The 23,733-nt window shown below is 58.8% G+C and carries 22 protein-coding genes; 14 read left to right on the plus strand and 8 right to left on the minus strand.

Annotated elements, in window-relative coordinates; translation table 11 throughout:
* Positions 1-249 precede the first annotated feature (249 nt).
* The 3 genes from mqo to ACM6G4_RS03100 all read left to right on the plus strand — a co-directional run bounded on the left by mqo (position 250) and on the right by ACM6G4_RS03100 (position 4,120).
* Entirely contained in the window at positions 250-1,896 is a 1,647-nt protein-coding gene (gene mqo / locus ACM6G4_RS03090) for a malate dehydrogenase (quinone) (protein ID WP_414913028.1), read from the plus strand.
* Between the two features lie 306 nt (positions 1,897-2,202).
* Positions 2,203-3,462: a molybdopterin-dependent oxidoreductase gene (locus ACM6G4_RS03095; protein WP_223542278.1), complete on the plus strand. Its 1,260-nt coding sequence runs from the start codon at positions 2,203-2,205 to the stop codon at positions 3,460-3,462.
* Positions 3,463-3,472: 10 nt separating this feature from the next.
* On the plus strand, positions 3,473-4,120 hold the full coding sequence (locus tag ACM6G4_RS03100; protein ID WP_056723034.1) for a c-type cytochrome: 648 nt from the start codon (positions 3,473-3,475) through the stop codon (positions 4,118-4,120).
* Between the two features lie 75 nt (positions 4,121-4,195).
* On the opposite strand, the gene ACM6G4_RS03105 is transcribed toward ACM6G4_RS03100, so the two are convergent.
* Entirely contained in the window at positions 4,196-5,002 is an 807-nt protein-coding gene (locus ACM6G4_RS03105; protein ID WP_414913029.1) for a glycosyltransferase family 2 protein, read from the minus strand.
* Positions 5,003-5,183: 181 nt separating this feature from the next.
* Here ACM6G4_RS03105 and ACM6G4_RS03110 point away from each other — a divergent pair, with 181 nt between their 5' ends.
* From ACM6G4_RS03110 to ACM6G4_RS03130, 5 genes are all read left to right on the plus strand, one after another.
* Positions 5,184-5,315: a hypothetical protein gene (locus tag ACM6G4_RS03110; protein ID WP_263291783.1), complete on the plus strand. Its 132-nt coding sequence runs from the start codon at positions 5,184-5,186 to the stop codon at positions 5,313-5,315.
* Positions 5,316-5,328: 13 nt separating this feature from the next.
* Positions 5,329-5,901, plus strand: coding sequence for a hypothetical protein (locus ACM6G4_RS03115; RefSeq protein ID WP_056723030.1), 573 nt, complete (start codon positions 5,329-5,331; stop codon positions 5,899-5,901).
* A 198-nt stretch (positions 5,902-6,099) separates the two neighbouring features.
* On the plus strand, positions 6,100-6,942 hold the full coding sequence (locus tag ACM6G4_RS03120; protein WP_414913030.1) for a DUF6502 family protein: 843 nt from the start codon (positions 6,100-6,102) through the stop codon (positions 6,940-6,942).
* Positions 6,939-8,570 (plus strand): DUF5666 domain-containing protein, encoded by a 1,632-nt coding sequence (locus ACM6G4_RS03125; RefSeq protein ID WP_414913031.1) that lies wholly within the window; start codon positions 6,939-6,941, stop codon positions 8,568-8,570. Before ACM6G4_RS03120 ends, ACM6G4_RS03125 begins: the two co-directional genes overlap by 4 nt.
* 102 nt (positions 8,571-8,672) lie before the next feature.
* Entirely contained in the window at positions 8,673-9,431 is a 759-nt protein-coding gene (locus ACM6G4_RS03130; protein WP_414913032.1) for a hypothetical protein, read from the plus strand.
* 92 nt (positions 9,432-9,523) lie between these two features.
* Here the strand turns inward: ACM6G4_RS03130 and ACM6G4_RS03135 are convergent, their stop codons facing one another.
* The 3 genes from ACM6G4_RS03135 to ACM6G4_RS03145 form a co-directional block, all read right to left on the minus strand.
* Positions 9,524-10,327 carry a 2OG-Fe(II) oxygenase gene (locus tag ACM6G4_RS03135; RefSeq protein ID WP_409079312.1) on the minus strand — a complete coding sequence of 268 codons (804 nt, stop codon included), beginning with the start codon at positions 10,325-10,327 and terminating at the stop codon, positions 9,524-9,526.
* Positions 10,328-10,410: 83 nt separating this feature from the next.
* Complete coding sequence (locus tag ACM6G4_RS03140; RefSeq protein WP_056723018.1) at positions 10,411-11,220, minus strand: glycosyltransferase; 810 nt, start codon at positions 11,218-11,220, stop codon at positions 10,411-10,413.
* A 322-nt stretch (positions 11,221-11,542) separates the two neighbouring features.
* Positions 11,543-12,028 (minus strand): adenosine-specific kinase, encoded by a 486-nt coding sequence (locus tag ACM6G4_RS03145; protein ID WP_223542282.1) that lies wholly within the window; start codon positions 12,026-12,028, stop codon positions 11,543-11,545.
* Positions 12,029-12,386: 358 nt separating this feature from the next.
* Here ACM6G4_RS03145 and ACM6G4_RS03150 point away from each other — a divergent pair, with 358 nt between their 5' ends.
* Positions 12,387-13,490, plus strand: coding sequence for a hypothetical protein (locus tag ACM6G4_RS03150; protein ID WP_414913071.1), 1,104 nt, complete (start codon positions 12,387-12,389; stop codon positions 13,488-13,490).
* A 268-nt stretch (positions 13,491-13,758) separates the two neighbouring features.
* On the plus strand, positions 13,759-14,421 hold the full coding sequence (gene kynB / locus ACM6G4_RS03155) for an arylformamidase (protein WP_056723141.1): 663 nt from the start codon (positions 13,759-13,761) through the stop codon (positions 14,419-14,421).
* Between the two features lie 38 nt (positions 14,422-14,459).
* On the opposite strand, the gene antC is transcribed toward kynB, so the two are convergent.
* Genes antC through antA form a run of 3 tightly spaced genes read right to left on the minus strand, consistent with a single transcriptional unit; the run spans position 14,460 to position 17,383 of the window.
* Positions 14,460-15,482, minus strand: a complete 1,023-nt coding sequence (gene antC / locus ACM6G4_RS03160) for an anthranilate 1,2-dioxygenase electron transfer component AntC (protein WP_414913033.1) — start codon at positions 15,480-15,482, stop codon at positions 14,460-14,462.
* Positions 15,483-15,500: 18 nt separating this feature from the next.
* On the minus strand, positions 15,501-15,992 hold the full coding sequence (antB, locus tag ACM6G4_RS03165; protein WP_056723011.1) for an anthranilate 1,2-dioxygenase small subunit: 492 nt from the start codon (positions 15,990-15,992) through the stop codon (positions 15,501-15,503).
* Positions 15,992-17,383, minus strand: coding sequence for an anthranilate 1,2-dioxygenase large subunit (gene antA / locus ACM6G4_RS03170; RefSeq protein WP_414913034.1), 1,392 nt, complete (start codon positions 17,381-17,383; stop codon positions 15,992-15,994). The genes antB and antA overlap by 1 nt, the downstream gene beginning before the upstream one ends.
* A 458-nt stretch (positions 17,384-17,841) precedes the next feature.
* Here antA and ACM6G4_RS03175 point away from each other — a divergent pair, with 458 nt between their 5' ends.
* Positions 17,842-18,855 (plus strand): AraC family transcriptional regulator, encoded by a 1,014-nt coding sequence (locus ACM6G4_RS03175; protein WP_056722997.1) that lies wholly within the window; start codon positions 17,842-17,844, stop codon positions 18,853-18,855.
* Positions 18,856-18,870: 15 nt separating this feature from the next.
* On the opposite strand, the gene ACM6G4_RS03180 is transcribed toward ACM6G4_RS03175, so the two are convergent.
* Positions 18,871-19,344: an Lrp/AsnC family transcriptional regulator gene (locus tag ACM6G4_RS03180; protein WP_056722993.1), complete on the minus strand. Its 474-nt coding sequence runs from the start codon at positions 19,342-19,344 to the stop codon at positions 18,871-18,873.
* Positions 19,345-19,553: 209 nt separating this feature from the next.
* Between ACM6G4_RS03180 and kynU the strand changes: the two genes are divergently transcribed.
* The 3 genes from kynU to ACM6G4_RS03195 all read left to right on the plus strand — a co-directional run bounded on the left by kynU (position 19,554) and on the right by ACM6G4_RS03195 (position 23,715).
* Positions 19,554-20,804 carry a kynureninase gene (gene kynU, locus ACM6G4_RS03185; protein WP_414913035.1) on the plus strand — a complete coding sequence of 417 codons (1,251 nt, stop codon included), beginning with the start codon at positions 19,554-19,556 and terminating at the stop codon, positions 20,802-20,804.
* A 102-nt stretch (positions 20,805-20,906) separates the two neighbouring features.
* Positions 20,907-22,220, plus strand: a complete 1,314-nt coding sequence (locus ACM6G4_RS03190; protein WP_414913036.1) for an OprD family porin — start codon at positions 20,907-20,909, stop codon at positions 22,218-22,220.
* Between the two features lie 85 nt (positions 22,221-22,305).
* Positions 22,306-23,715, plus strand: coding sequence for an amino acid permease (locus ACM6G4_RS03195; RefSeq protein ID WP_056722987.1), 1,410 nt, complete (start codon positions 22,306-22,308; stop codon positions 23,713-23,715).
* Positions 23,716-23,733 lie beyond the last annotated feature (18 nt).

Consider the following 23,733-nt stretch of genomic DNA (forward strand, 5'->3'; position numbering starts at 1 on the left):
ACTTGGTTTGACCTGTTCAGTTTGCGTGTCCTTGAGACGTGCCGACGGAATCACTGTCGCTCAAGTAGCTGAAGCCAATAAAGATAAGAAGTCAGTTCAGAAGGGACATTAAAGTGGGGTCGATGCGGTTCATCGGCCTTGTGTGCCCACCCTGCAATCCTTGAGTGCCGCACCCGTGACTGCCGTGAAATACGGGGCAGTGCGCATGAGGATGGAAGGGCGGATGGCGTTTTATCATAGGTGCTACAGATGTTTAAAAAAGTGAACACGGCCCTGCTGGGGCTGGCTTTGTCGATGGGGATGTCTGCCGTCCACGCGGAAGAAGCCAAGAAAGTCGATGTGCTGCTGATCGGTGGCGGCATCATGAGCGCGACCCTGGGTGTGTGGCTCAACGAGCTGGAACCCGGCACCTCGATGCAAATGATCGAGCGCCTCGACGGCGTCGCCCAGGAAAGCTCCAACGGCTGGAACAACGCCGGTACCGGTCACTCCGCCCTGGCCGAGCTGAACTACACCCCGGAAGACGAGAACGGCAAGGTTTCGATCCCGAAGGCCGTTGAAATCAACGAAGCGTTCCAGATCTCCCGTCAGTTCTGGGCCTGGCAGGTTCAGCAAGGCGTGCTGAAGAACCCGCGTTCGTTCATCAACTCCACGCCGCACATGAGCTTCGTGTGGGGCGATGACAACATCAAGTTCCTGAAAAAACGCTACGAAGCCCTGCAAGCGAGCCCGCTGTTCGCCGGCATGCAGTACTCCGAAGACCCGGCCGTGATCAAGCAGTGGGTACCGCTGATGATGGAAGGGCGTGACCCGAGCCAGAAAATCGCGGCCACCTGGAGCCCGCTGGGTACCGACGTAAACTTCGGCGAAATCACCCGCCAGTTCGTTGCACACCTGCAAACCACGCCGAAGTTCGACTTGAAGCTGTCCAGCGAAGTACAGGACATCACCAGGAACGAAGACGGCAGCTGGCGCGTCAGCTACAAGAACCTCAAAGACGGCAGCAAGACCGAAACCGACGCCAGGTTCGTGTTCATCGGCGCCGGCGGCGGTGCCCTGCACCTGCTGCAGAAGTCCGGCATTCCTGAAGCCAGGGAATACGCTGGCTTCCCGGTAGGCGGCTCGTTCCTGGTGACCGAGAACCCGACCATCGCCGAGCAACACCTGGCCAAGGCCTACGGCAAAGCCTCCGTTGGCGCACCGCCGATGTCGGTTCCGCACCTGGACACCCGCGTGCTGGACGGCAAGCGCGTGATCCTGTTTGGCCCGTTCGCGACCTTCAGCACCAAGTTCCTCAAAGAAGGTTCGTACCTGGACCTGCTGACCACCACGACCACCCACAACGTGTGGCCAATGACCAAGGTCGGCATCAAGGAATACCCGCTGGTGGAGTACCTGGCAGGCCAGCTGATGCTGTCTGACGAAGACCGCCTCAACGCCCTGAAGGAATACTTCCCGAACGCCAAGGCTGAAGACTGGCGCCTGTGGCAAGCCGGCCAGCGCGTGCAGATCATCAAGCGTGACGAAGCCGCCGGTGGCGTGCTGAAACTGGGCACCGAAATCGTCGCTTCCCAGGACGGCAGCATCGCCGGCCTGCTGGGCGCCTCCCCAGGCGCATCGACCGCCGCACCGATCATGCTGACCGTGCTGCAGAAAGTGTTCAAGGACAAGGTCGCGACCCCTGACTGGCAGGCAAAACTGCACCAGATCGTACCGAGCTACGGCACCCAGCTGAACGCCAGCCCTGAGAAAGTCGCTGAGGAGTGGGCCTACACCGCCAAGGTGCTGGAACTGACTCCGCCACCCGCGGTGATCGCGCCGGCTGTGAAACCAGTGACTGTCGATACGGATGCGAAGGCTCCGAAGGCTAGTGCTGCGAGTGATATGGCTCTCTAATTAGACTGCCGGATCAAAAAAAGCCCACTGAACCGGTAACGGTCAGTGGGTTTTTTTGTGGGCGACAACAAAGACATCGTTTCAAACAAAACCTCTCTATGCCGAACGTTTCGCCACCCCCTGTCATCAATTGCAAAGTCCCTGACGCTCAATGTGAAGCAGCCCGCTTGCACGTGACGATACTGGTTTGTTTTCCGAAGTCGAACCGTAAAGCGAAACCGCACTGGCACCTTCAGGCCGATGCCTCTTCACCCTGACGAGGGACTGTCAGTTGCATCTCAATAAAACAATCATAGAGAGCGCAGAATGAAGTTCAGTTTTGTAGACAATAGCCAGCCGACCCGCCGACGGGTCTTGCGCGATGCTTTCACCCTGGCTTTGGCGGCCTCGCCGTTGGCAAGCCTGGCCAGGGCAGCCGACGAGTCCGCAGCGGCCAGCGAATCCGCCGAGGAAGTGACCTTTGCCGCCGGCCCACGGCCGCTGGTGCAATACCCGCAAAAACGTCCGTTGACCCTGGTGACCACTCGGCCGCCGCATCTGGAGACGCCATTCCCCGTCTTCAATGAAGGGCCGATCACGCCCAATGACGCTTTTTTCGTGCGTTACCACCTGGCCAATTTCCCGACCAGCATCGATCCGGACAGCTACCGCCTGACGATCAAGGGTTCGGTCGACACGCCGCTGTCGCTTTCCCTTGCCGAGCTCAAGGCCCTCGCCACACCGGTAGAGGTGGTGGCCGTCAATCAGTGTTCGGGTAACAGCCGTGGCTTCTCGATGCCTCGCGTGTTCGGTGCTCAGTTGGGTAATGGCTCCATGGGTAATGCGCGGTGGGTGGGGGTACCGCTCAAGGCTGTGCTGGAAAAGGCGGGGGTAAAAGCCGAGGCCCGGCAAGTGACTTTCCGTGGGCTCGATAAACCTGTGCTGCCGAGCACGCCGGAGTTTATCAAGGCGCTGGACATCAGCCATGCCATGGACGGCGAGCCGATGATCGCCTGGTCGATGAATGGCACCGACCTGCCGTTTCTCAACGGTTACCCGATTCGTCTGGTGGTGCCAGGCTACTTCGGTACGTACTGGGTCAAGCACCTGAGTGAGATCGAAGTCCTCGACCATACCTACGACGGATTCTTCATGGCCAAGGGGTACCGGCTTCCGGATAACGAATGCTTGTGCATTGCCCCCGGCACCACGGCGGCGAAAACCCTGCCGATTTCCAAATTGCCGGTGCGCAGTTTCATCACCAGCGTTAAACACGGCGATGTATTGCCGCTGAATAAAAGCATGGTGCTCAAGGGCATTGCGTTCGACGGGGGCGTTGGGGTCAACAAGGTGGAGGTGTCGATCGACGGCGGAAAAACCTGGCGTGAATCCACGCTCGGGCAAGACCTTGGTCGTTTCTCCTTTCGTGAGTGGACACTGCCGATCACCTTTACCGGCAAGGGCGCCACGCAGTTGATGGTGCGAGCGAGCAACAGCGCTGGCGAGACACAGCCGTTACAAGCCGACTGGAACCCCGCGGGCTACCGCCGCCACGTCATCGAAACCACCCACGTGACCGTCGCCTGAGGAGGACCGCATGAAATTTGTGAAATGCATGACCGCCTTGCTGTGCGCCGCTCAGGTTTGCCTGACGACCCTGGCAGGCGCCGCGCCGCTATCGATCACGCTGCCGCCTGAAACGGCTGCGTTCAAGCCCAGCTCGATGCCTGGCTACCCGTTGGCGCAGCAGAAGTGTTCCGTCTGCCATTCGGCCGATTACATCAATTTCCAGCCGCCGGGCCTGAGCCTGGCGCAATGGACCGCCGAAGCGGGCAAGATGCAGCACGTGTATGGCGCTCCGATCAGCGACCAGGATGTGAGTGTTATTGGCGCTTACCTGGCGGTGACCTACGGCAGTGCGAAGGCCAATGATGCCGATGTTCTGGCGGCCTCGAACGCCCCGGCGCCCCAAACCCCGGCGGTGTCCGTGGCAAAAGTCGACGCCAAGGCCTTGCTGCAGAACAACGCCTGCCTGTCCTGCCACGCGATCGATCACAAAGTGCTGGGCCCCGCCTACCGCGATGTGGCGGCCAAATATGCCAGGGACCCGCAGGCAATGGACCGGATTATGTCGAGCATCCAGCACGGCGGTAGCGGGAAGTGGGGAGATGTCCCCATGCCGCCTTACGCGCAGTTGAGCCCGGACGACCTGAAAAGCCTGGCGACCTTTATCCTGCAACAGTAAGTCAGTCTAAGCCTGATGCGAAAAGCCCACTGAACCGGCGACGGTCAGTGGGCTTTTTTGTAGGCGCGGGCTTGTTCAAGGCATTGAGGAGTTGGTTGTACCGAAGCGCTTGAGAATGTCCTGGTACATCTTGGTCCGCCGGTGATTCTGGCCATAGCCGCCAGCAGCGGCGACGGTGCCGGCCTGGACGTGGTCCAGGTACTTGAATATTTTGCCGGGCGAAAGAAACACGACTTTGTAGCCAAGCCCGATCACGCGGTCTTGCAGCTCATAACCGGGCACACGGTCATCGATCTGAAAATGCAAACCGCGCTGCTTGATCAGCCTGCCATTCCATAACGTGCAAAAGCTTTTCAAGTGGGTTTCCCGGTAGGGCTTCGGGTCTTTCGAGCGCAGGCCCAGCGATTGCTTCAGGCGTCGGTAGTGGTGCTTGAACAGGCGTGAAGTGAAGCGCCACACGGTCCTTGGCAGTCCGCGGTTGAGTTGCTCGGTGCAACCGACCGCGATGACGTTTTGATCCTTGGTGCAGTAGTCCATCATCATCGCAAAGACGTTTGCATCGAAGATGAACGTGTCGGTGTGCATCAGGAACAGGTAGTCGGTATTGATTCTGGCCAGCGCCATGTCCAGCGCTTTGCCATGGGCGATGTGCCCCGGTTCTTTGGCGGGGGCATCGCGCTCGATCAGGTTGATCCAGTCCAGTGAGCGCAAATACTCGACGCTGGCGTCCGCCGAACCGTTATCGACCACCCAGACCGCAATACCTGATTTTTGTGCAGGCTCCTGCAACAGCTCCAGGCAGATCCTGGTGAGCTCGGGGGTTTTGTAATTAACCAGAACGATGCTGAACGGAGGTTTGGCGCTTGTATCGACACTGCCCATCTTCGAAATGCTCGACTACCCGAAAGTGTCGAAGACTAACGAGACAACCTTAGCCCAAGCTTAATTTCACCTGCACGACACAGACGCTGGCTATCGCTGCCTGACGCCTCGAACGAGCCCGTGCGCACCTCGCCGCTGCGGGTGTAGCGGGCGATTATCCGCCACGGGAATGACCGGCTTCATGTTCGACGAAAGTCGTATGGCGGTTGGTGCTGCCAAATGTTATTTGGCTTTTGTCTTGAAAGCGCAATTGCAAATTTGTATCATTCGTTTTCAAGTCAGCGAAGCAGGGAACGCCGCGCCAAAACAATAATAAGGTCAAGGCAATGCTCAAAATGCTTCTCGTGTACGGTCATCTGCTCGCTACGTGTATTGCCCTGGGGAGGGTGTTGCAGGCGGATCACAAGCTTTGGAGTTGGCGCAAGGAATTACTGGACCAGGCGAGGCTTGAATACCTCGATGAAACCCAGAAAATTGTCAGCCTCGCATTGCTGGCTCTATGGGCAAGCGGGCTGTTGCTGGTGCTTCAGGGTTATCTCTATGAAGGCGAGGCGTATCTGCTCAATCAGAAACTCTGGGCCAAGGTGACGGTCGTCGCACTGTTGAGCCTCAACGGTGCACTGTTGCATCGAGTCGGCTTCCCACTGCTGCAAAAGGCTCCCTTCGTCGCACTGCGCAGTGCAGGCCGCACGCGACTCGCCCTGTTGGGGGCGCTTTCCATGAGCGGTTGGCTGTTCGCCGCTTTCCTGGGGGTGGCTCGAGCCTGGAATCACGTGTTGCCTTACCTGCATGTGATGGGCGCATTCGCCGCATTCTCGTTACTGGCTTGTTGTGTGGCACTGGCAGTCGCCGGCAGGGCGGGCAGTGTCGGTGCGCAAAAATCCTCGGTACCGGGGTAGCGCCCGACAGAGCGTATTTCATCCCTGTAAACTCGGGCTAGCTTCATTGCGCGGGAATAATTCCCGCGCATGAAATTCAGGCTTCTCCCAAGATGTTCCCGGATTGCAACGGGTATTGCGTTGGCACCGCGCTTTGTAAATTCATGGGATTATTTCCCACGCGGCTATACTGGGGTTATCTACCCAGGAATTCGCTGAATGCAATCATCCACGCTGCCCACCTCGCTCCTCAAAGCCTTGCGGCATGTCATGCAGCCGCTGGTGCGCCTGATGCTGCGCAAAGGCGTCACCTACCTGGTGTTTGCCGACCTGCTCAAGGAGGTTTTCGTCGAAGTGGCGGACCGTGAGTTTCGCCTGGGCGAGAAGGCGCCGAGCGACAGCCGCATCAGCCTGCTCACCGGTGTGCATCGCAAGGATGTACGGCGCCTGCGCAATACCGGCGATCCGGCTGCTTCCACGCTTCCGGAAAACATCACGTTCGGTGCGCAACTGGTCAACGCCTGGGCCAGCGCGCCCTTTTGCAACGACGCCGGCCAGCCACAGCCACTGCCTCGATTGGCCAGTGTCGGTGGCGACCGTTCCTTTGACGCCCTGGTGGCGAAGGTCAGCACGGATATCAGGGCACGGGTGGTGTTGGACGAGTGGCTGCGCCTGGGGATCGTGCGCCTCGACGAAAGAGAGCGCGTGCACCTTGAAGCCCAGGCCTTCGTGCCACAAAAGGGCTTCGATGAGAAAGCGGCTTACCTGGGGCATAATCTGCATGATCATGCCTGCGCTGCGGTACACAACCTGAGCAGCGAAGGCCCGGCCTTTTTTGAACGCAGTGTCCACTATGATGCATTGGCCCCGATGAGCGTCGAGGCGTTGCGCGAGGCCGTGGCCAGCGAGGGAATGCAGGCCCTGTTGAGCTTCAACCGACTCGCCGCCGAACTGGAATTCCGGGACCTGCCCAGCCTTGAGCCGCGCCAGCGCATCACGGTCGGCCTGTACTTCTACACTGAAGCTTCCGATCCCAATTCACCAAAAGCTCCTGAATCATGACCGTCAAATTGCGCCTGATTCGTGCAATCGCCCTCGTTCTGGGCCTCGGGTTTGCGATTGTGCTGCAAGCCGCCCCAGCCTGTGTCAGCCAGAATGACGCGGGCACCAGCGAAGTGCCGGTTATCCAGGCACCAGGGGGCACCGGCGGTACGGGCGCAGCGCCTGGCGGCATGGGCGGTACCGGGATCGACGCCGACAACGGTGGAGTCGGTGGTACCGGCGCACCGTTGAAAAAACGCCCTGGCGGCATTGGCGGCACCGGGGCCGTTGCAGGCGGCGTGGGGGGGACAGGCATCAGCGACGATAACGGAGGAGTCGGTGGCACCGGCATTGTCGGCACCATCACCGGGTTCGCCTCGATCTGCGTCAATGGCGTGGAAGTGCACTTCAACAACAACGTTCCTGTCAGCGAGAACGGTATCGCCAGTTCCAGTACCCGCCTGGCGATAGGCCAAGTGGTTGCCGTGCAAGCGTTCAACTCCCGGCGCGGTCTGGAGGCCGGACGCATTTCTATCCTGCACGCCTACGAAGGTCCTTTGACAGCGCTGCCGCGCGATTCCATGCCCATGCGTGTCATGGGGCAGCCGGTACGCCTGGCCAAGGGTGCCCAGGTCGCTGCCGGTCTGCGCCCGGGTGATCCCGTACGGGTCAGCGGGCTGCGCGATGCTCGTGGCGAAGTGGTGGCTAGTCGCATCGATCGGGCGCCCGGCCTCAAGGAGGCCAGTGCCATCGGCCCGGTGGATCGCAGCGGCTATCTCCAGGGGCTCAAGCTCAGCAATCACCCAGGCCCGGCGCAGGAAATGCTGGTGCGCGGCCACTGGTCCGGTCGCGAGCTGGACGTGAACCAAAGCCGCCCCGATCCGAGCCTGCCTTTCATTGGCCGGGCACACAATGCGGTGATCGAGGGGCTGGTACAGGGCCGGCAGGACCGCCATCTGGTGGTGGGCGGCTTTAATGTGACGCTGGCGCACGACACCGTGTTTGTCGGTGTGCAGGCTTCGCAGCTGGGTCTGGATCGACGCGTGCGGATCAACGGCGTGTTCACCGGCGCGCGGGAGGTGCAGGCAACGCGGATCGAATTGCCTCGCGAGCGCTCCGATTCGCCCGCCAGCAACCGGCACGGACGACTCGGTTCCAGCGAGCAAGACACCGACGACTCAAGTGGCTCGGGCAACTCGAACGGCTCAAGTGGCTCAAGTGGCTCAAGTGGCTCAGGAGACTCCGGCAATTCCGGCAGTTCGCGGGGTTCGGGGAACTCGGGTAGTGACAGGAGCGGCCGCTCCGAGAGTACAGGCAGTGTCATCGACGATACCCGCCACGGGGGCGGTGACAGTCATGGCGGTGGCGACAAGATAGAGCGCGTTGATGTGGACAAGTCTGGCAAGTCAGAGCGAGTCGAGAAGGTCGATCAATCCGGTAAAGTCGAGAAAGTGGAGAGGGTAGAGCGGGTAGAGAAAGTAGAGAAGGTAGAACGTCCGGAGAAAGTCGAGAAGGTTGATCGGCCAGAGAAGGTTGAGAAAGTCGATCGGCCGGAAAAAGTTGAGAAGATCGAAAAAGTTGATCGGCCAGAAAAAGTCGAGAAAGTGGAGCCAGCTGAAAAAATCGATCACTCCGGCAGGTCGGGTTAAGCAGCGCAGCCATGATGCACTTTCGTCATAAGTAACTAGTCTGGGTAAGTCACGCAACAAAACATGCGTGTGAACTTCGATGACGCCAGACACGAGGTGAACATGGATCCCAAGCGCATCCTGCTCGTCGGTTGGCTTGCCAGCCTGGCCTTGCCGGCCTTGCCGGCCTTGGCCGATACCTTCACGACCTCGATCGGAACCGACTACTCCCGGGGCGACTATGGCACCGGTACTACGTCCGAAACCTGGTACGTCCCGCTGGTGGGCAGATACGAAACCGGTCCCATGACCTACAAGCTCACCGTGCCCTGGCTACGCATCACCAATCCTTCGGTCGGCCCTGGCGGCGAACCGCTGCCCGGCGGTTGCGGCAAGGTGGAAAGCGGTCTGGGCGACACCGTTGCCGGTGCCGACTATGCCGTGCTTGACGGCAGCGTTGGCGGGCTGTTCGTGGACCTGATCGGCAAGGTCAAGTTGCCCACCGCCGATGAAGACGAGTGCCTGGGCACCGGCAAAACCGACTATTCCGCCCAGGTCGATGTCGCCAAAGCCTTCGGTCCCGTGACCGGGTTCGCGACCCTGGGCTGGAAAAAGTTCGGCGACCCGTCGGGCTCCGACTTCGACAACCCGATATTCGCCGGCCTGGGCTTCGCCATGCCCGTGTTCGCGCGCACCACGGCGGGTGTGTCCTACGACTGGCGGCAAAAAGTTGTTTCCACCGGCGACGAAATCAAGGAACTCACACTCTTCCTTACGCACAAGCTCAATCAGGAGTGGAAGTTTCAGTTGTATGCCGTCAAGGGTTTTTCCGACGCCAGCCCGGACGGCGAGGCCGGACTGTTGCTCAGCCACGCTTTCTGATTCCTGCCCGTTATCCGCCGTACCGGCATACCGGGACAGTTCCTGATGGTCAGCGGTATGACGTCATTGTCCGCTCCCGGGCATTTTGCAGTTCAGTTTTTCTTCCTGATCAGTTTATTAATGTAGTACTTCAGGCTTAAACGATCCTTGGGCCTTGGTTTGTAGTGGGTCTTGTTTCTTTGTGTCGGATCGATCGCCATGGTTCCCGCGGTATAGTAATAAAGCGCGATAGACCTGCGGGTAATGTGCTCTGGAGTCGTTAAAGGCTCCGGGTGCCCATGATTGCTGTCTTTGTCTGTGTTGAAAATGACGCAGCGATTGTAAATGGGCAGTACTTTTTTAAGGCAGTTCTTCATGCCGACATCCCAAAGTTCCAGGTTGCCGCCGTATTCCTCCTGCCAGTCTTCATTCAGATAAATGATGATATTCAGTCTGCGCTCGACATTAAGTTTTTTGTTGAGCCGGAAGTCCGAGTGTACCCCCAGGAAACCACCGCTTTTCGTTTCGTGCAGGCCACCACCGCTAAAGTAGGGGTCAGGTATCAGTCCTTCGATGCCTGTGAGCTTTTCAAGAAACTGCAACATGGGGGCCGAGTTAAACGCATTGAAAACAGTCTTCAAAAAAGGGTCACATTCGTTGGGACTGATTTGACGTTTGCGTTGACCTTTATAGCCGCGCTCGTAGAGCATTTCATTGTTGGTTGGTTCGACCGGGAAGTGCGAGCAGATGCTCGCAATCAGGTCTTCGTGCAAGAAGTTATCGATGACTATGTGCGGAAATGGCGTAGCCTGAACATAGCGGTCGGTCAACGAGGCACCAAGGGCGCTGGCGGCATTTTGGTCGAAATCAAGCTCCGGGGACAGGGTGATAGGTAGTGCTTGAGTGATGGGTGCCATTACCGCTCCAGTAACTTGATATAAAGACTTGTGGGTGACTTGGAGCAATGTTGAATGCACTGCTCGTTGCGTCTGTTCGTAGCTTAATTTGTTCTGTCATCCTTGTTCAGACGCTTAAGGATGTTGTTGTACATTTTGGTTCGTCTATGAGTTTTATCATAGCCACCAGCCGCTGCAACAGTGCCGGCCTGAATGTGATCCAGATAACTGAAGATTTTACGCGGCGATATCATCTCTACGATATAACCCAGCGCGGTCATGCGGTCCTGAAGAGTATAGCCAGGCACGCGATCATCCATCGAAAAGTGCATGTTGTGCTGTTTTACAAGTTTGCAATTCCACAATGTGCAGAAGCTTTTCAAATAGACTTCTTTGTACGGCTTTGGTTCTCTTGAACGCAATCCCATGGAGATTTTCAGGCGTCTGAAGTGATGCTTGAATAGTCGTGAGCTAAAGCGCCACGCAGTTCTCATGGTTCCGCGGTTTATTTGCTCGACACAACCGACGGCCACGACGTTTGGATTTTTCAGGCATTTATTCAGCATCATCGAAAATACATTTTTGTCGAAAACAAATGTATCGGTGTGCATCAGGAATAAATAATCGGTGTCTATTCGCTCCAAGACAAGGTCAAGTGCCTTGCCATGCGCAATATGTCCCGCTTCTGGTTCGGAAATAGAGCGCTCGATCAAGTTGATCCAGTCAAGAGTTCGTAAATACTCAGTGCTCTCGTCGGCGGAATAGTTATCAACTACCCATACTGGAACGCTGTTGCTGCCAAAATGCTGGTGTAATAAGTCCAGGCATATCTTGGTGATTTCTGGTGTTTTGTAATTTACTATAACTATGCTGAAGGCTTTGGGGCTTTCAGTCAGTAAATCAGGGTTGTTCATCGTTCAGGTGCTCAATGTTATTTTATTTGACTGTATGAATGAATGAACTTTTATACGTTTTTTGCTTGTTTGCCGCGCAAAATCTTGCATGGCCTTAGAGCACAATTTGTTAAGTCGCATTCTCATGCATAGTAACCACGGACTGCTCAGGCCCGATGGAGAGCAGTAGAAACGGACTTCATCGTATAAGGATCTGCCCTGCAGGTAAACATTTTGACTTGATTCGTTACATCAGGGGGCTGCTCAGGCCAGCCTCCCAAACAGGGCGTCATGCGCCGAATACCATGCGCCGGTTGAGCGTGGGTGGGGTTCGTTCTGCAACTCACTGCTTGTAGCCAATCTGGCGCAGCAAGTTCTTGCGCCACAGGATGTCTTCATCGCCTTCGATGTCGTTGGCACAAAAGCCATCCACTACGCCCAGGATTGCTCGCCCTTGCTGCGTTTCAGCGAGGATCACTTCGGTTGGATTGGCTGTTGCACAAAAAATACGGCATACCTCTGGAACCATTTTGATGGTGTTCAACACGTTCAACGGATAGAAACCGTCGCCCAGGAAAATGATGAAGCTATGGCCTGCGGCGATGGCTTTCGCATTCTTTTGTGCAAGTTCAATCATTGAGTTATCGGTGCCGGACCATCGCACCAGGCATTTGCCGGAGGCTTCACAAAAGGCCATGCCAAACTGGATCCCTGGCACGGTATTGACCAGCGCTTCGTGGATGTCCTCGACGGACTTGATGAAGTGCGTCTGTCCCAGAATGAAGTTCGTCACATCCGGCTTTTCGATTTTCAACGTGATGAGTTGCATTTCAAACGCCTCCTTTCACGGGTTGCCAGGAGAGCCTGGCAACAAACCAAGCATAGCCACTCATTTGCTATTGCCGCGTCCTCTTTCTGCTTTTGGCCGACTGCTCAACGCATGCCCCGGACCGGATACCCGGTCGTTGACACTTGGGCTGACAGGGCTAATCTAAGTGGTGTGGGAATATTTCCCACGCAAAGATTCCAGCTGGCTCCGAGGGATCGTACGGAAACCGCAGTGGTTCATTGTTGCTGCAGATTTATGGCCGTGCCGGTTGGCGGGCCGCTCCAATGGGCGGCCGGGAACTCACTGGACATTGCGTTCGATACGGAGGTGAAAACGCAACTCCAAACGGAGGTGCATCATGCTGCTCAAGAAATGTTTGTTGGCTCTGGCAATAGGCGGGGTCCTGTCGGCATCGACTGTCCTGGTGCCCGATTACATCAGTAGTTTCTCCAGCGTGTATGCCAAAGATGGCGGCAGCGGCGGTGGTGGTAGCGGTGGAGGCGGTGGCGGTCACGGCGGTGGCGGCGGTTCCGGCGGTTCCGGCGGGGGTGGTCACGGCGGTGGCGGTGGCTCCGGTGGTGGCGGTGGTTCCGGAGGCGGCGGTCACGGTGGTGACGGCGGCGGAGGCGGCCACGGTGGCGGTGGCTCCGGTAGTGGAGGTTCTGGAGGCGGTGGTCACGGTGGCGACGGCGGCGGCCATGGAGGAGAGGGTGGCGGTCATGGTGCAACAGGCCATGACGGTGACGGTCGTGGAGGTCCGGGGCGCGGCGACGCTGACCATGGTGGTGTAGCCGGGAACAAAGGCCCGGGCAAAGCGCATGACAACGACGATGACCATGGTGGAATGGCCGGAAATAGAGGCCCAGGCAAAGCAAAAGACAAAGACGCGCGTGACAACGATGATGACAACGACGCGGATAACGCCGCAGATGCAGCCAGGGAAGCTGCAGAAGACGCCGGTGACGCTGCAAGGGAAGCCGCGGAAGACGCCAGGGACGCTGCCAGGGAAGCCGCGGAAGACAGGGGCGTTGCCAGAAATGACGCTGATGTAGCCAGAGACGCGGCCAAGGCTGATGCAGACGCAGCTCGGGACGCGGCCAAGGCTGATGCAGATGCAGCCCGGGACGCCGCCAGAGCTGAGGCGGATGCCGCCCGGGATGCCGCAAGAGCTGCTGGCGTACCGCGCGCAGATGCAGATGCAGCCAGAGACGCTGCACGTGCCGCCGCGGATGCAGCCCGTGACGCCGCCAAGGCCGACGCGGATGCTGCCAGAGACGCAGCCAAGGCCGACGCAGATGCTGCCAGGGACGCAGCCAAGGCCAAGGCGAACGTAGCCAGAGAGGCTGACAAGGCAGTCAAAGAGGCTGACAAAGCCAAGGCGAAGGCTGCCAGAGAGGATGTAGCGGATGCGCCGGATGCCCCGGACGCGCCGGATTTCGACACGGTTGAGGTAGAGAACTAGGCCCGCACGTTCGATGGCGAACACCACGGGCATACCCGTAGATTACGTCCCGGGCGTTTGAGGGACGTATCGTCAAAGCGTCGCAAGCCCTGAAGAATCACGGGGCTTGCGACTTTTTTTCGACTTCGTGTCTTTGAAATTTCCTGCCGCAATACCGCTCATTCATAGTGGTTTATGCGAAATCCCGTGCGTTGCTCCGGGTTTTTTGCACGAATCTTCACGCCTGTCGCTCGTATCATTTCTCCCGGAAACCACCGTGAGCATGGCGATGACAAAAAACACAGCGTTGTGGGACATCAGTCCACCCTTGAGTAGCGAGACACCGACCTGGCCGGGTGACACGCCCTTCCAGGAGGAGCGTGTCTGGACCTACGGTCCCGAGTGTCCGGTGAATGTCGGACGCATCACCCTGTCGCCCCATACCGGCGCCCACGTCGATGCACCGCTGCATTACAGCGCCGACGGCGCGGCGATTGGCGAGGTCGGGTTGGACGTCTATATCGGGCCTTGCCGCGTTTTGCATTGTCTGGACAGCGGCGAGCTGGTGCAGCCGGGGCAACTGGAAGGGCGTTTGCACAATGTGCCCGAGCGTGTGCTGCTGCGAACCTATCGACAGGCACCGCTGACGACCTGGGATTCGAATTTCACGGCGGTTGCCAAGGAAACCATCGACCTGCTGGCGAGCCTTGGCGTGCGCTTGATCGGGATCGATACGCCGTCACTGGACCCGCAGCAATCCAGGACCATGGACTCCCACGGCGCCGTGGCCCGCCATCACATGGCGATCCTGGAAGGCATCGTGCTGGACGAGGTCCCGGAGGGCGATTATGAACTGATCGCCTTGCCGCTGCGGTTCGCTCATCTGGATGCCAGTCCGGTCAGGGCGATTTTGCGGCCGTTGAGTACTTCACAACCCATTCATCAGATCTGAAGGGGCGCCAGCCTGGCGCCCCCTTCGGGTGAGCGGTGTCAGGCATTACTCTCGGTGAATTTCTCGTAGTACAGCTGCACGTTGTCCAGTGCCTGTGCCAGCAGCCAGGTCTTGATCGACTCCACCATAGGCGGCGGCCCACAGACGTACATATCGACCTGGCCATCGCGCAGTTCCGCGACGTCGAAGTGTTCGGCAATGTAGCCGCGCTTGCCGGTCCAGTGCGACGACGGTTCGCTGACCACCTCGGTGTAGCGAAACCCAGGGATGCGTTGTTCATACGCCTGGATACGCGCCTGTTCGCACAAATCGGCCGCATCGCGCACGCCGTAGTACAAGTGCACGGGTTGCTCGCAGCCGCGTTCGGCGAGTTCGTCGAGCATGCCCAGCAATGCCGAAAGACCGGTGCCACCGGCCACCAGGATCAACGGCCTGGCGACGTGTCGCAGATAAAACGCCCCCAGCGGTGCCTCCAGGGCAATTTCGTCCCCCACCTGGCAGCGTTCGCGGATGTAGTTGCTCATTACGCCATCGGGAAGCAGGCGAATCAGAAACTGCAGCTCATTGCTGGCGCTCGGCCGATTGGCGAACGAGTAGGAGCGCTTGTTTTCGGTTCCCGGAATCAACAGCCGGGCGTACTGTCCGGGCAGGTAATCCAGCGATTGCCCCGCATTGCCCAGGTTCAGATGCAGGATCGCCGTGCTGGCCGAGACCTGTTTGACATCGGTGACTGTTGCCCTGAGTTGATCGGGGCCGGCGGCGTTGCACAGGCTGGATGCGAAGTCGAAGTAGAACGCCGCGTCGGATTTGACCCGTGTCTGGCAGGTGAGCATTTTGCGTTGTTGCAGGTCCTGGCTGGAGAGGGCTTCCTCATCCACATAGTCCTGGCTGTAATCGCCTGATTCGCATCGCCCCTGGCAGGTTCCGCAGACACCTTCGCGGCAATCCAGGGGAATGTTGATGCCATTGCGCAAGGCAGCGTCGAGCAGGATTTCGTTGGGTTGTACGGGAAAGAACAGCGTTTTGCCGTCGGCAAAGCTGAACGCGACCTTATGGTTCATGCCCCGGTCTCCTTGGATTCACAGGTGGTAGAAGTCGAGTACCGAGTTGATGGTGTCGTTGAGCAGCAACACATGCTTGCGGGTGATCAGCCAGCTATCGGCGTGGGGCTTGAGGTGATAGGTCGCGCGGCCGAAAAACTGCTCGGCCGTGGCCAGGCGGTAGTACAGCGTGTGCCAGTTCAGGCGCACCTCCAGCTCGCCATTTGCAAGCTCGCCGATTCGCACGTTGCTGATCTGATGCAGGGTGCGCGGCATCGGCGTCGAGGACGCGGACTTGCCCGTACGCAGGCGGAACACACGGTCTTCCAGGCCTGAACGGTTGGGGTAGTAGATCAGCGACATTTCGCGCTTGGGGTCACGGGTGTAGACGTGTTCGGAGTCCCATTGCGGCAAGTGGAACTCGCTGTGTCCGGCAAACAGCTGGAGGTAGGCATCCCAGTCCTGGGCGTCGCACAGTTCGGATTTACGATAGAAAAACTGTTCGATCTGGTACTGCAATTGCGCATTCATCATTGCACCTCACGGAGTTTCAGGGATTTGGCGTCCAGACCGTCCAGCAGGAATTTCTGCCAGTTGCTGTGCTGGTTGACGTACAGCCCTTCGTGGGTGAATTCAGTGCCGGTCATGGCCGGGGCAATGCCGATCGCCTCGCTGTTGGGCGTGGCGCCGCTGGCCCAGCGGTGACTGCCGCGGGATATGTCGCTCCAGCGCTCCAGGCGTGCCTGGAAACCACGCTGGGCTTCACGGAACTCCACCAGGTCATCCGGTGTGCCCAGGCCCGAGACGTTGAAGAAATCCTCGAACTGGCGAATGCGGTTTTCGCGGTCGGCGTCCGACTCGTTCTTGACCCCCAGGCACTGGCTGATGATTTCGGTCTTGTTCCACGCCACCGGGCGGATGATGCGCAATTGCGAGCTGATCTGATCGAGGAAAAACAGGCTCGGATAGATGTTCAGGTTGCGCAGGCGATGCATCATCCACTCGGCCTTTTGCTGGCCGTGTTCTTCGATCAGTCGCGGCATGATGGTCGCGTAGCCGGAGCGTACCGACGGGTTTGGCATGTCGCTGAACAGCAGGCTGTGTCCGTTATCGAACGCGAACCAGCCATCATCGGTATTGGCGTCGCCGGCGCCGAGCTTGCTGTAGTCGAGGGTGCCGCTGGCGGCGCTGCCGTTCTCGCTGTTGACCTGCTGGCGATGCTGCACCGTGGCCACGTAGTTGTAGTGCACTGTGCTGACGTGATAACCGTCGAGGCCGTTTTCGTTCTGCAGTTTCCAGTTGCCGTCGTAGGTGTAGGCCGACTTGCCGGGCAGCACTTCCAGCTCACCGGTCGGCGACTGGGCAACCATCATGTCAAAGAACACTTTGGCATCGCCGAGGAAGTCTTCCAGGCTGTTGTCGGCCTGCACATCAAGGCTGATGAAGACGAATCCCTTGTAGCTCTGGATACGCGCCTTTTTCAGGCCGCGGGTGGCTTTGTCGAAGCCTTCCGGGTACTCGCCCGGCGCCTTGACCTTGACCAGGCGGCCATCGCTTTTGTAGCACCAGGCATGGAAGGGGCAGGTGAAGGTCGACTGGTTGCCCTTGCCGACGCGGGTCAGCGTCGTGCCGCGATGCTGGCAGGCGTTGATCAGTGCATTGAGCTGACCGTCACCGTCACGGGTGATGATCATCGGCTGGCGGCCGGCGCGCATAGTCACGAAGTCGTGGTTGTTGGCCAGTTCGCTTTCGTGGCAGGCGTAGATCCAGTTCTTCTCGAAGATCATCTCCATTTCCAGATCGAACAACTGCGGCTCGGTGAACATGTCCCGGGCAATGCGGAATACGCCTTCTACGGGGCGGAAGTCCAGGCAGCTTTCGATGAACGTTTTCCATTGCTCGACGTTTCTTTCGCCACTCATGAGGTGTACCTGTTTTTATTGGGGCTAATCGGTACGTCATTAGAGGGAGTGGGGTGTGCCTGGGTCTATCCGCTTTGTGGGCGAAGGCAGTCCGTAAAATTGGTGGGTTCCCAAAAGATCGCAGCCTTCGGCAGCTCCTACATCGGACGCGTGTAATTGTAGGAGCTGCCGCAGGCTGCGATGCTGGCGATCGCGCGCGCGCCGGGTAACAACAGCGTGTGATGGGCTGGGCAGCAACTACCCAAACCACGCATCAAGCGATGGACGGCTGCACCTGTCTGCAGCAATCAGGTACTGTTTTGCGAGGCCGCGAATGCGATTTGATAGTCGTGTTATCCACTTAATTGGCGATTGCTATCCACTGGGTCAGCGCCGTCTTCTAGTGGCTTGGAACTTGCCTTTGCAAACCGTATACGCGCCGTCAGAGCGCGCTGAAAAAAAACCTTGAGTGCACCTTGATGAGCAACAACGTCGATCCGCAATTTCGCGACATTCGTGTCGACAGCGATGACCTGGAGGCCGCCAGAAGCTGGATGTCCGGTATCTGCGGGCCCCATCGGCTGGTGAGCGCGAACCCCGAGCGGATCCGCTTTCATCACAACGCCAACATGTTCAAGTCGATGGCCACCACCTTGGGCACCATCGAATACGGTACCGATGTCACCATCGACATCGAGGACGCCGAGCACTTTCGCAGCTACAGCCTGAGCTTGCCGCTGGTGGGCGAACAGGAGCTGAGCAAGGATGGCAGCGTGGTCAGGTCGGACCGCGATCAAGGGGTCATCATTTCCCCCAATGAAAACCAGCTGCTGGCGATTTCCGGTGACTGTCGCAAGGTCCAGGTGGTGATTACCCGAGTGGCGATGAGCGAGGCGCTGGAGGGGATGTTGCAACGGCCCCTGGATGCGCCGCTGCGCTTCGAACCGGTGATGGATGCGATCGATGGGCCGTCGGCGTCGTGGTGGCGCATGGCGCGTTATTTCATCGACGAGATGGAGCGCAGCAGTGAACTCTTCGAGCAGGTGGCCTTCACCCGGGACATTGAAAGCTCGCTGATCAAAGGTTTGATCCTGGCCCAGCCAAACAACTACTCACAAGAACTGCGGGACGCGCTGGGGGTGAAGTTGCCGCACTACCTGGTCAGGGCCCGGCAATACATCCACGACAACGCCCGGGAAGCGTTGCATCTGGAGGACATCGAAGCCGCCGCCGGCGTTTCGCGCTTCAAGTTGTTCGACGCGTTCAAGAAATACTTCGCCCTGTCGCCGATGGCCTACCTGAAAAAGTATCGCTTGAACGCCGTGCGCCAGGAGATCCTCGAGCACGGCACGGTGCGTAGTATTTCCGGGATCGCCATGGGCTGGGGCTTCATGCACCTGGGGCGTTTTTCCACCGAGTACCGCAAGCTGTTCGACGAAACCCCGAGCATGACCTTGCAGCGCAACGAAGCCCGACGCCAGCAGGGGCTTTGACGGGCCGCCCCGGCCTTACTTGCGTAACACCAGATCAAGCAACTGCTCGCGCTCCTTGATTTTTTGCAGGACGATTTCCGAACGTATGTCGGTGACGCCGGCGGTGCGGTTGAGGTGATTGACGATGAAATCCGAGAAGTGCTTGAGGTTGCGGGCCTGGACCCGCAACACATAGTTGCTCGCCCCGGTAATGACATACGCGGTGACCACCTCCGGCCACTGCTGAACCTTCTTGATAAAGGTCTCGTGCCAGTCCTCCACGTCCTGTCGCAACGACACATGGACGATCGCTTCCAGCTCAATGCCCAGCCGCTCGGCATTCAGCACCGCGCGATAGCCGGTGATGATTCCCTCGCTTTCCAGCAGGCGTAAACGTCGCAGGCAAGCCGAGGGTGACAGGGCGACTTTCTCTGCCAATTCCTGATTGCTGATACGGCCATCCTGTTGCAATTGATGCAGGATCCGCAGGTCTGTCGAGTCGAGATTCATGGTTTGAATAAATCCGCGTTTATTGGGGCTTGATTCGAATATTCTGCGAAATAACTACTACATGGCCGGTTACTTTGCACGAAAATTCTTCAAAGGTTCGTTCATTATCTCTCCACCGAAAGGCAAGCGAATCGCCTTTATTCAGGGCGCCGGAACCGGCTGATGCAACCTGCCCGGATGGCGTCGCATAACAAAAAACAGGACACCCGATGACGACAAGAAACAGTTGCCTGGCGCTTGATGCCCAGGACGCTCTGGCACCCCTGCGCCAGCAGTTTGCGCTCCCCGAGGGCGTTATTTATCTCGATGGCAATTCCCTGGGCGCGCGGCCGGTCGCTGCATTGGCGCGGGCGCAAGCGGTGGTCGCCGAGGAATGGGGCAATGGCTTGATTCGCAGCTGGAACAGCGCCGGCTGGCGCGAGCTGTCCGAGCGTTTGGGCAATCGCCTGGCGGGTCTGATCGGCGCGGGGGAGGGTGAAGTGGTGGTGACCGATACCACCTCGATCAACCTGTTCAAAGTGCTGAGCGCTGCCTTGCGCGTACAGGCCACCAGGTCGCCGCAGCGGCGAGTGATCGTCAGCGAATCGAGCAACTTCCCCACCGACCTGTACATCGCCGAAGGCCTCGCGCAGATGCTGCAACAGGGTTACACCCTGCGCCTGGTCGACAGTCCTGAAGCGTTGCCGCATGCGATTGACCAGGACACGGCGGTGGTCATGCTCACCCACGTCAATTACAAGACCGGCTATATGCACGACATGCAGGCCCTGACCGCGCTGACCCACGAATGTGGTGCGCTGGCCATCTGGGACCTGGCCCATTCCGCTGGCGCGGTGCCGGTTGATCTGCACCAGGCGGGTGCCGACTACGCCATCGGCTGCACCTACAAGTACCTCAATGGCGGGCCGGGCTCCCAGGCCTTTGTCTGGGTTTCGCCGCGGTTGTGCGATCTGGTGCCGCAGCCGTTGTCCGGCTGGTTCGGCCATTCACGGCAGTTCGCCATGGAGTCGCATTACGAGCCGAGCAGCGGTATCGCCCGCTACCTGTGCGGCACCCAGCCGATTACCTCATTGGCGATGGTCGAGTGCGGCCTGGATGTGTTCGCCCAGACCGACATGGCCAGCTTGCGCTGCAAATCCCTGGCCCTGACGGACCTGTTCATCGAATTGGTCGAGCAGCGTTGCGCGGCCCACGAACTGAAGTTGATCACACCCCGTGAGCACGCCAGGCGCGGCAGCCACGTCAGCTTCGAACATCCGCAAGGTTATGCGGTGATCCAGGCCCTGATCGAGCGGGGCGTGATTGGTGACTACCGTGAACCGCGCATCATGCGTTTCGGTTTCACCCCGCTGTACACGACCTTCACCGAAGTCTGGGACGCGGTACAAATCCTCGGCGAGATCCTCGACCGGAACACTTGGTCACAAGCGCAATTCCAGGTTCGCCACAGCGTGACCTGAACCCTCCGACATCCGATTCCTGCCGCAGGAGTTTCTCGGCGGCAGGGCTTCGGCCGCCGGCAATAACCAGTTCTGCAATCACAATAATAAGGAGCACGCAGAATGAAACTGTCCCTCTGGCCCGCCTTGCCGCTCGCCATCTCCAGTTGCCTTGGCCAAATGGCCTGTGCCGCCTCCGACAACGGATTTGTCGAAGACAGCAGCCTGACCCTGACTAACCGTAACTTCTATTTCTACCGCAATAACCTCAACAACCCGGGCGGGCAGAACTATCGGGATGAGTGGGCCCACGGGATCATGCTCGATTACCGCTCCGGCTACACCCAGGGAACGGTGGGTTTCGGGGTCGATGCCTACGCGCAGTTGGGCCTCAAGCTCGACAGTGGCAAGGGACGCACGGGTACGGGTTTGCTGCCGGTCGATGCCGATGGCCGCCCCGAGGATGAGTACTCCGAAGCGGGTGGCGCGGTGAAGGCGCGGATTTCCCGGACCGAACTCAAGTACGGCAACCTGACCCCGCTCAACCCGGTGTTCGGCACCGGCAATGCGCGACTGTTCACCAGCAGTGCCACCGGCTTTCAACTGACCAGCAATGAACTCAAGGCATTGCAACTGGACATCGGTCATTTCACCGCCGGCAACGACAGTAATTCGACCAATGTCAATGGCGCGCTCAAAGCGCTGTACGCCGGCGTGGAAACCCGCAGTGTCGATTATCTGGGCGGCAGCTACGCCCTGAGCGATCAACTGAGTGTCAGCCTCTACGGTTCACAGTTCACCGACATCTGGCGCCAGTACTACGGCAACGCCAACTACACCCATGCCCTTGGTGAAGGCCAGTCGCTGAACCTGGATTTCAACATCTACCGCACCAACGACAGCGGCCAGAGCCTGGCCGGCAGGATCGACAACACCACCTGGTCGCTGTCCACCGCGTACAGGTTCGGTGCCCATCGGTTGACCTTGGCGTACCAGCGGGTCGATGGCGACGAGCCGTTCGATTACCTGGGGTTCGATCAGCAACCGGGTACCTCGATTTTCCTCGCCAACTCGATTCAGGTCCTCGACTTCAACGCCCCCAACGAACGCTCCTGGCAACTGCGTTATGACCTGGACATGGCGCCTTTCGGCGTGCCAGGCCTGAGCTTCATGTCCCGCTACGTCAGTGGTGACCACATCGATGACAGCCATTATGACGGTGGCCCCAATGGCGCCTACGGACGATACGGCGATGACGGCAAGCGCTGGGAGCGCGACATCGAGGCGCGCTATGTCGTGCAGTCGGGCAAGGCCCGGGACCTTTCAATCCGCGTGCGTCAGGCCAGTGTGCGTTCCACCGCGCAGGTCGCCCGCGCCGATACCACGGACAACAACGAAGTCCGGGTGATCATCGAGTATCCACTGAGCATTTTCTGATCCGTGTCCTGCTGTGCGTGGCTGATCCCCACTGTTAAACCCACGACGTGCTCTTCAAGAAAGACAAAATCCAGAGGACATAAAAATGACCGATAACTCCGGTTTCGAAACGATATCCAAGCGTGAACACGGCCTGCGGCGTCAGTTGACGTCGGGGCAAATGAGCATGATCGCCATTGGCGGTGCAATCGGCACCGGGCTGTTCATGGGCAGCGCCTATGCCATCGGCTATGCCGGGCCGAGCGTATTGCTCAGCTATGCCATCGGCGCAATCATCACCTTGCTGCTGATGGGCTGCCTGGCGGAAATGACCGTGGCCCATTCGACCTCGGGTTCGTTCGGTGCCTACGCCGAATTTTATGTCAGCCCGCTGGCCGGGTTCCTGGTGCGCTATGCCTACTGGGCGGCGATTGTGCTGGCGGTGGGCACGGAAGTGACGGCGGTGGCGATGTACATGAAGTACTGGTTCGCCAACGTGCCGGAGTGGATATGGATCGTCTCGTTCTCCAGCGTGCTGATCGTGCTCAATGCCATCAGCGTGAAGACCTTCGGCACCTTCGAGTACTGGTTCTCGACCATCAAGATCGGCGCGATTGTCGGTTTCATCATCCTGGCGGTGTACGTGGTGTTCGGTTCCGGCAATCCGCAATACGGCGTGCACAATTACACGGCTCACGGCGGCTTTTTCCCCAATGGTCTGCAAGGGATGTGGATCGCGGTGATCGTGTCGATCTTCAGCTACCTGAGCGTGGAGATGATCGCGGTGGCGGCCGGTGAGGCAAAAGACCCGGAACAAGCGGTGAAGAAAGCCTTCCGCGGGACTATCGTGCGCCTGGTGGTGTTCTACCTGCTGACCCTGGCGTTGATGCTGGCGATCGTGCCTTGGGTCCAGGCTGGCCATGCCCAGAGTCCGTTCGTCACGGTGATGCAAGCCATCGGCATTCCCGGCGCCACCGGCGTGATGAATTTCGTGATCCTGATCGCGGCGTTGTCAGCGATGAACAGCCAGTTGTACATCACCACGCGCATGATGTTCAGCCTGTCCCGCGCCGGCTACGCGCCAAAATCCATGGGGGTATTGAGCAAGACCGGGATCCCGCTGAACGCGCTGTTGCTCTCCAGCTCGGGTATCGCCCTGGCGACCTTGCTCAACATCCTGTACCCGGAAAGTTCGTTCACCTTGATGATGGCGATCTCGATGTTCGGCGCGATCTTTACCTGGTTCATGATCTTCCTCACACACTTCTGTTTCCGTCGTTTTCACGAACGCAACGGCAACCGCAAACTGTCGTTCCGCATGCGCCTGTTTCCCTACAGCACATTGCTGGGGCTGGTGCTGATGGGGGCCGTGATGATCACGACCTACTTCACTGAAGCCTTCAAGATGACCCTGGTGTTCGGCGTGCCGTTCCTGCTGGTGCTGTCGATTGTCTACGGTGTTTTCTTCCGCAAGACCAGGGGCGTTGCGGCGCTGAGTGCGCAAGCCAGACTCTAGCCTGAGGGTCGTGCCGGG

The organism is Pseudomonas sp. IT-P258 (assembly GCF_949767825.1).
Lineage (GTDB): Bacteria > Pseudomonadota > Gammaproteobacteria > Pseudomonadales > Pseudomonadaceae > Aquipseudomonas > Aquipseudomonas monachiensis.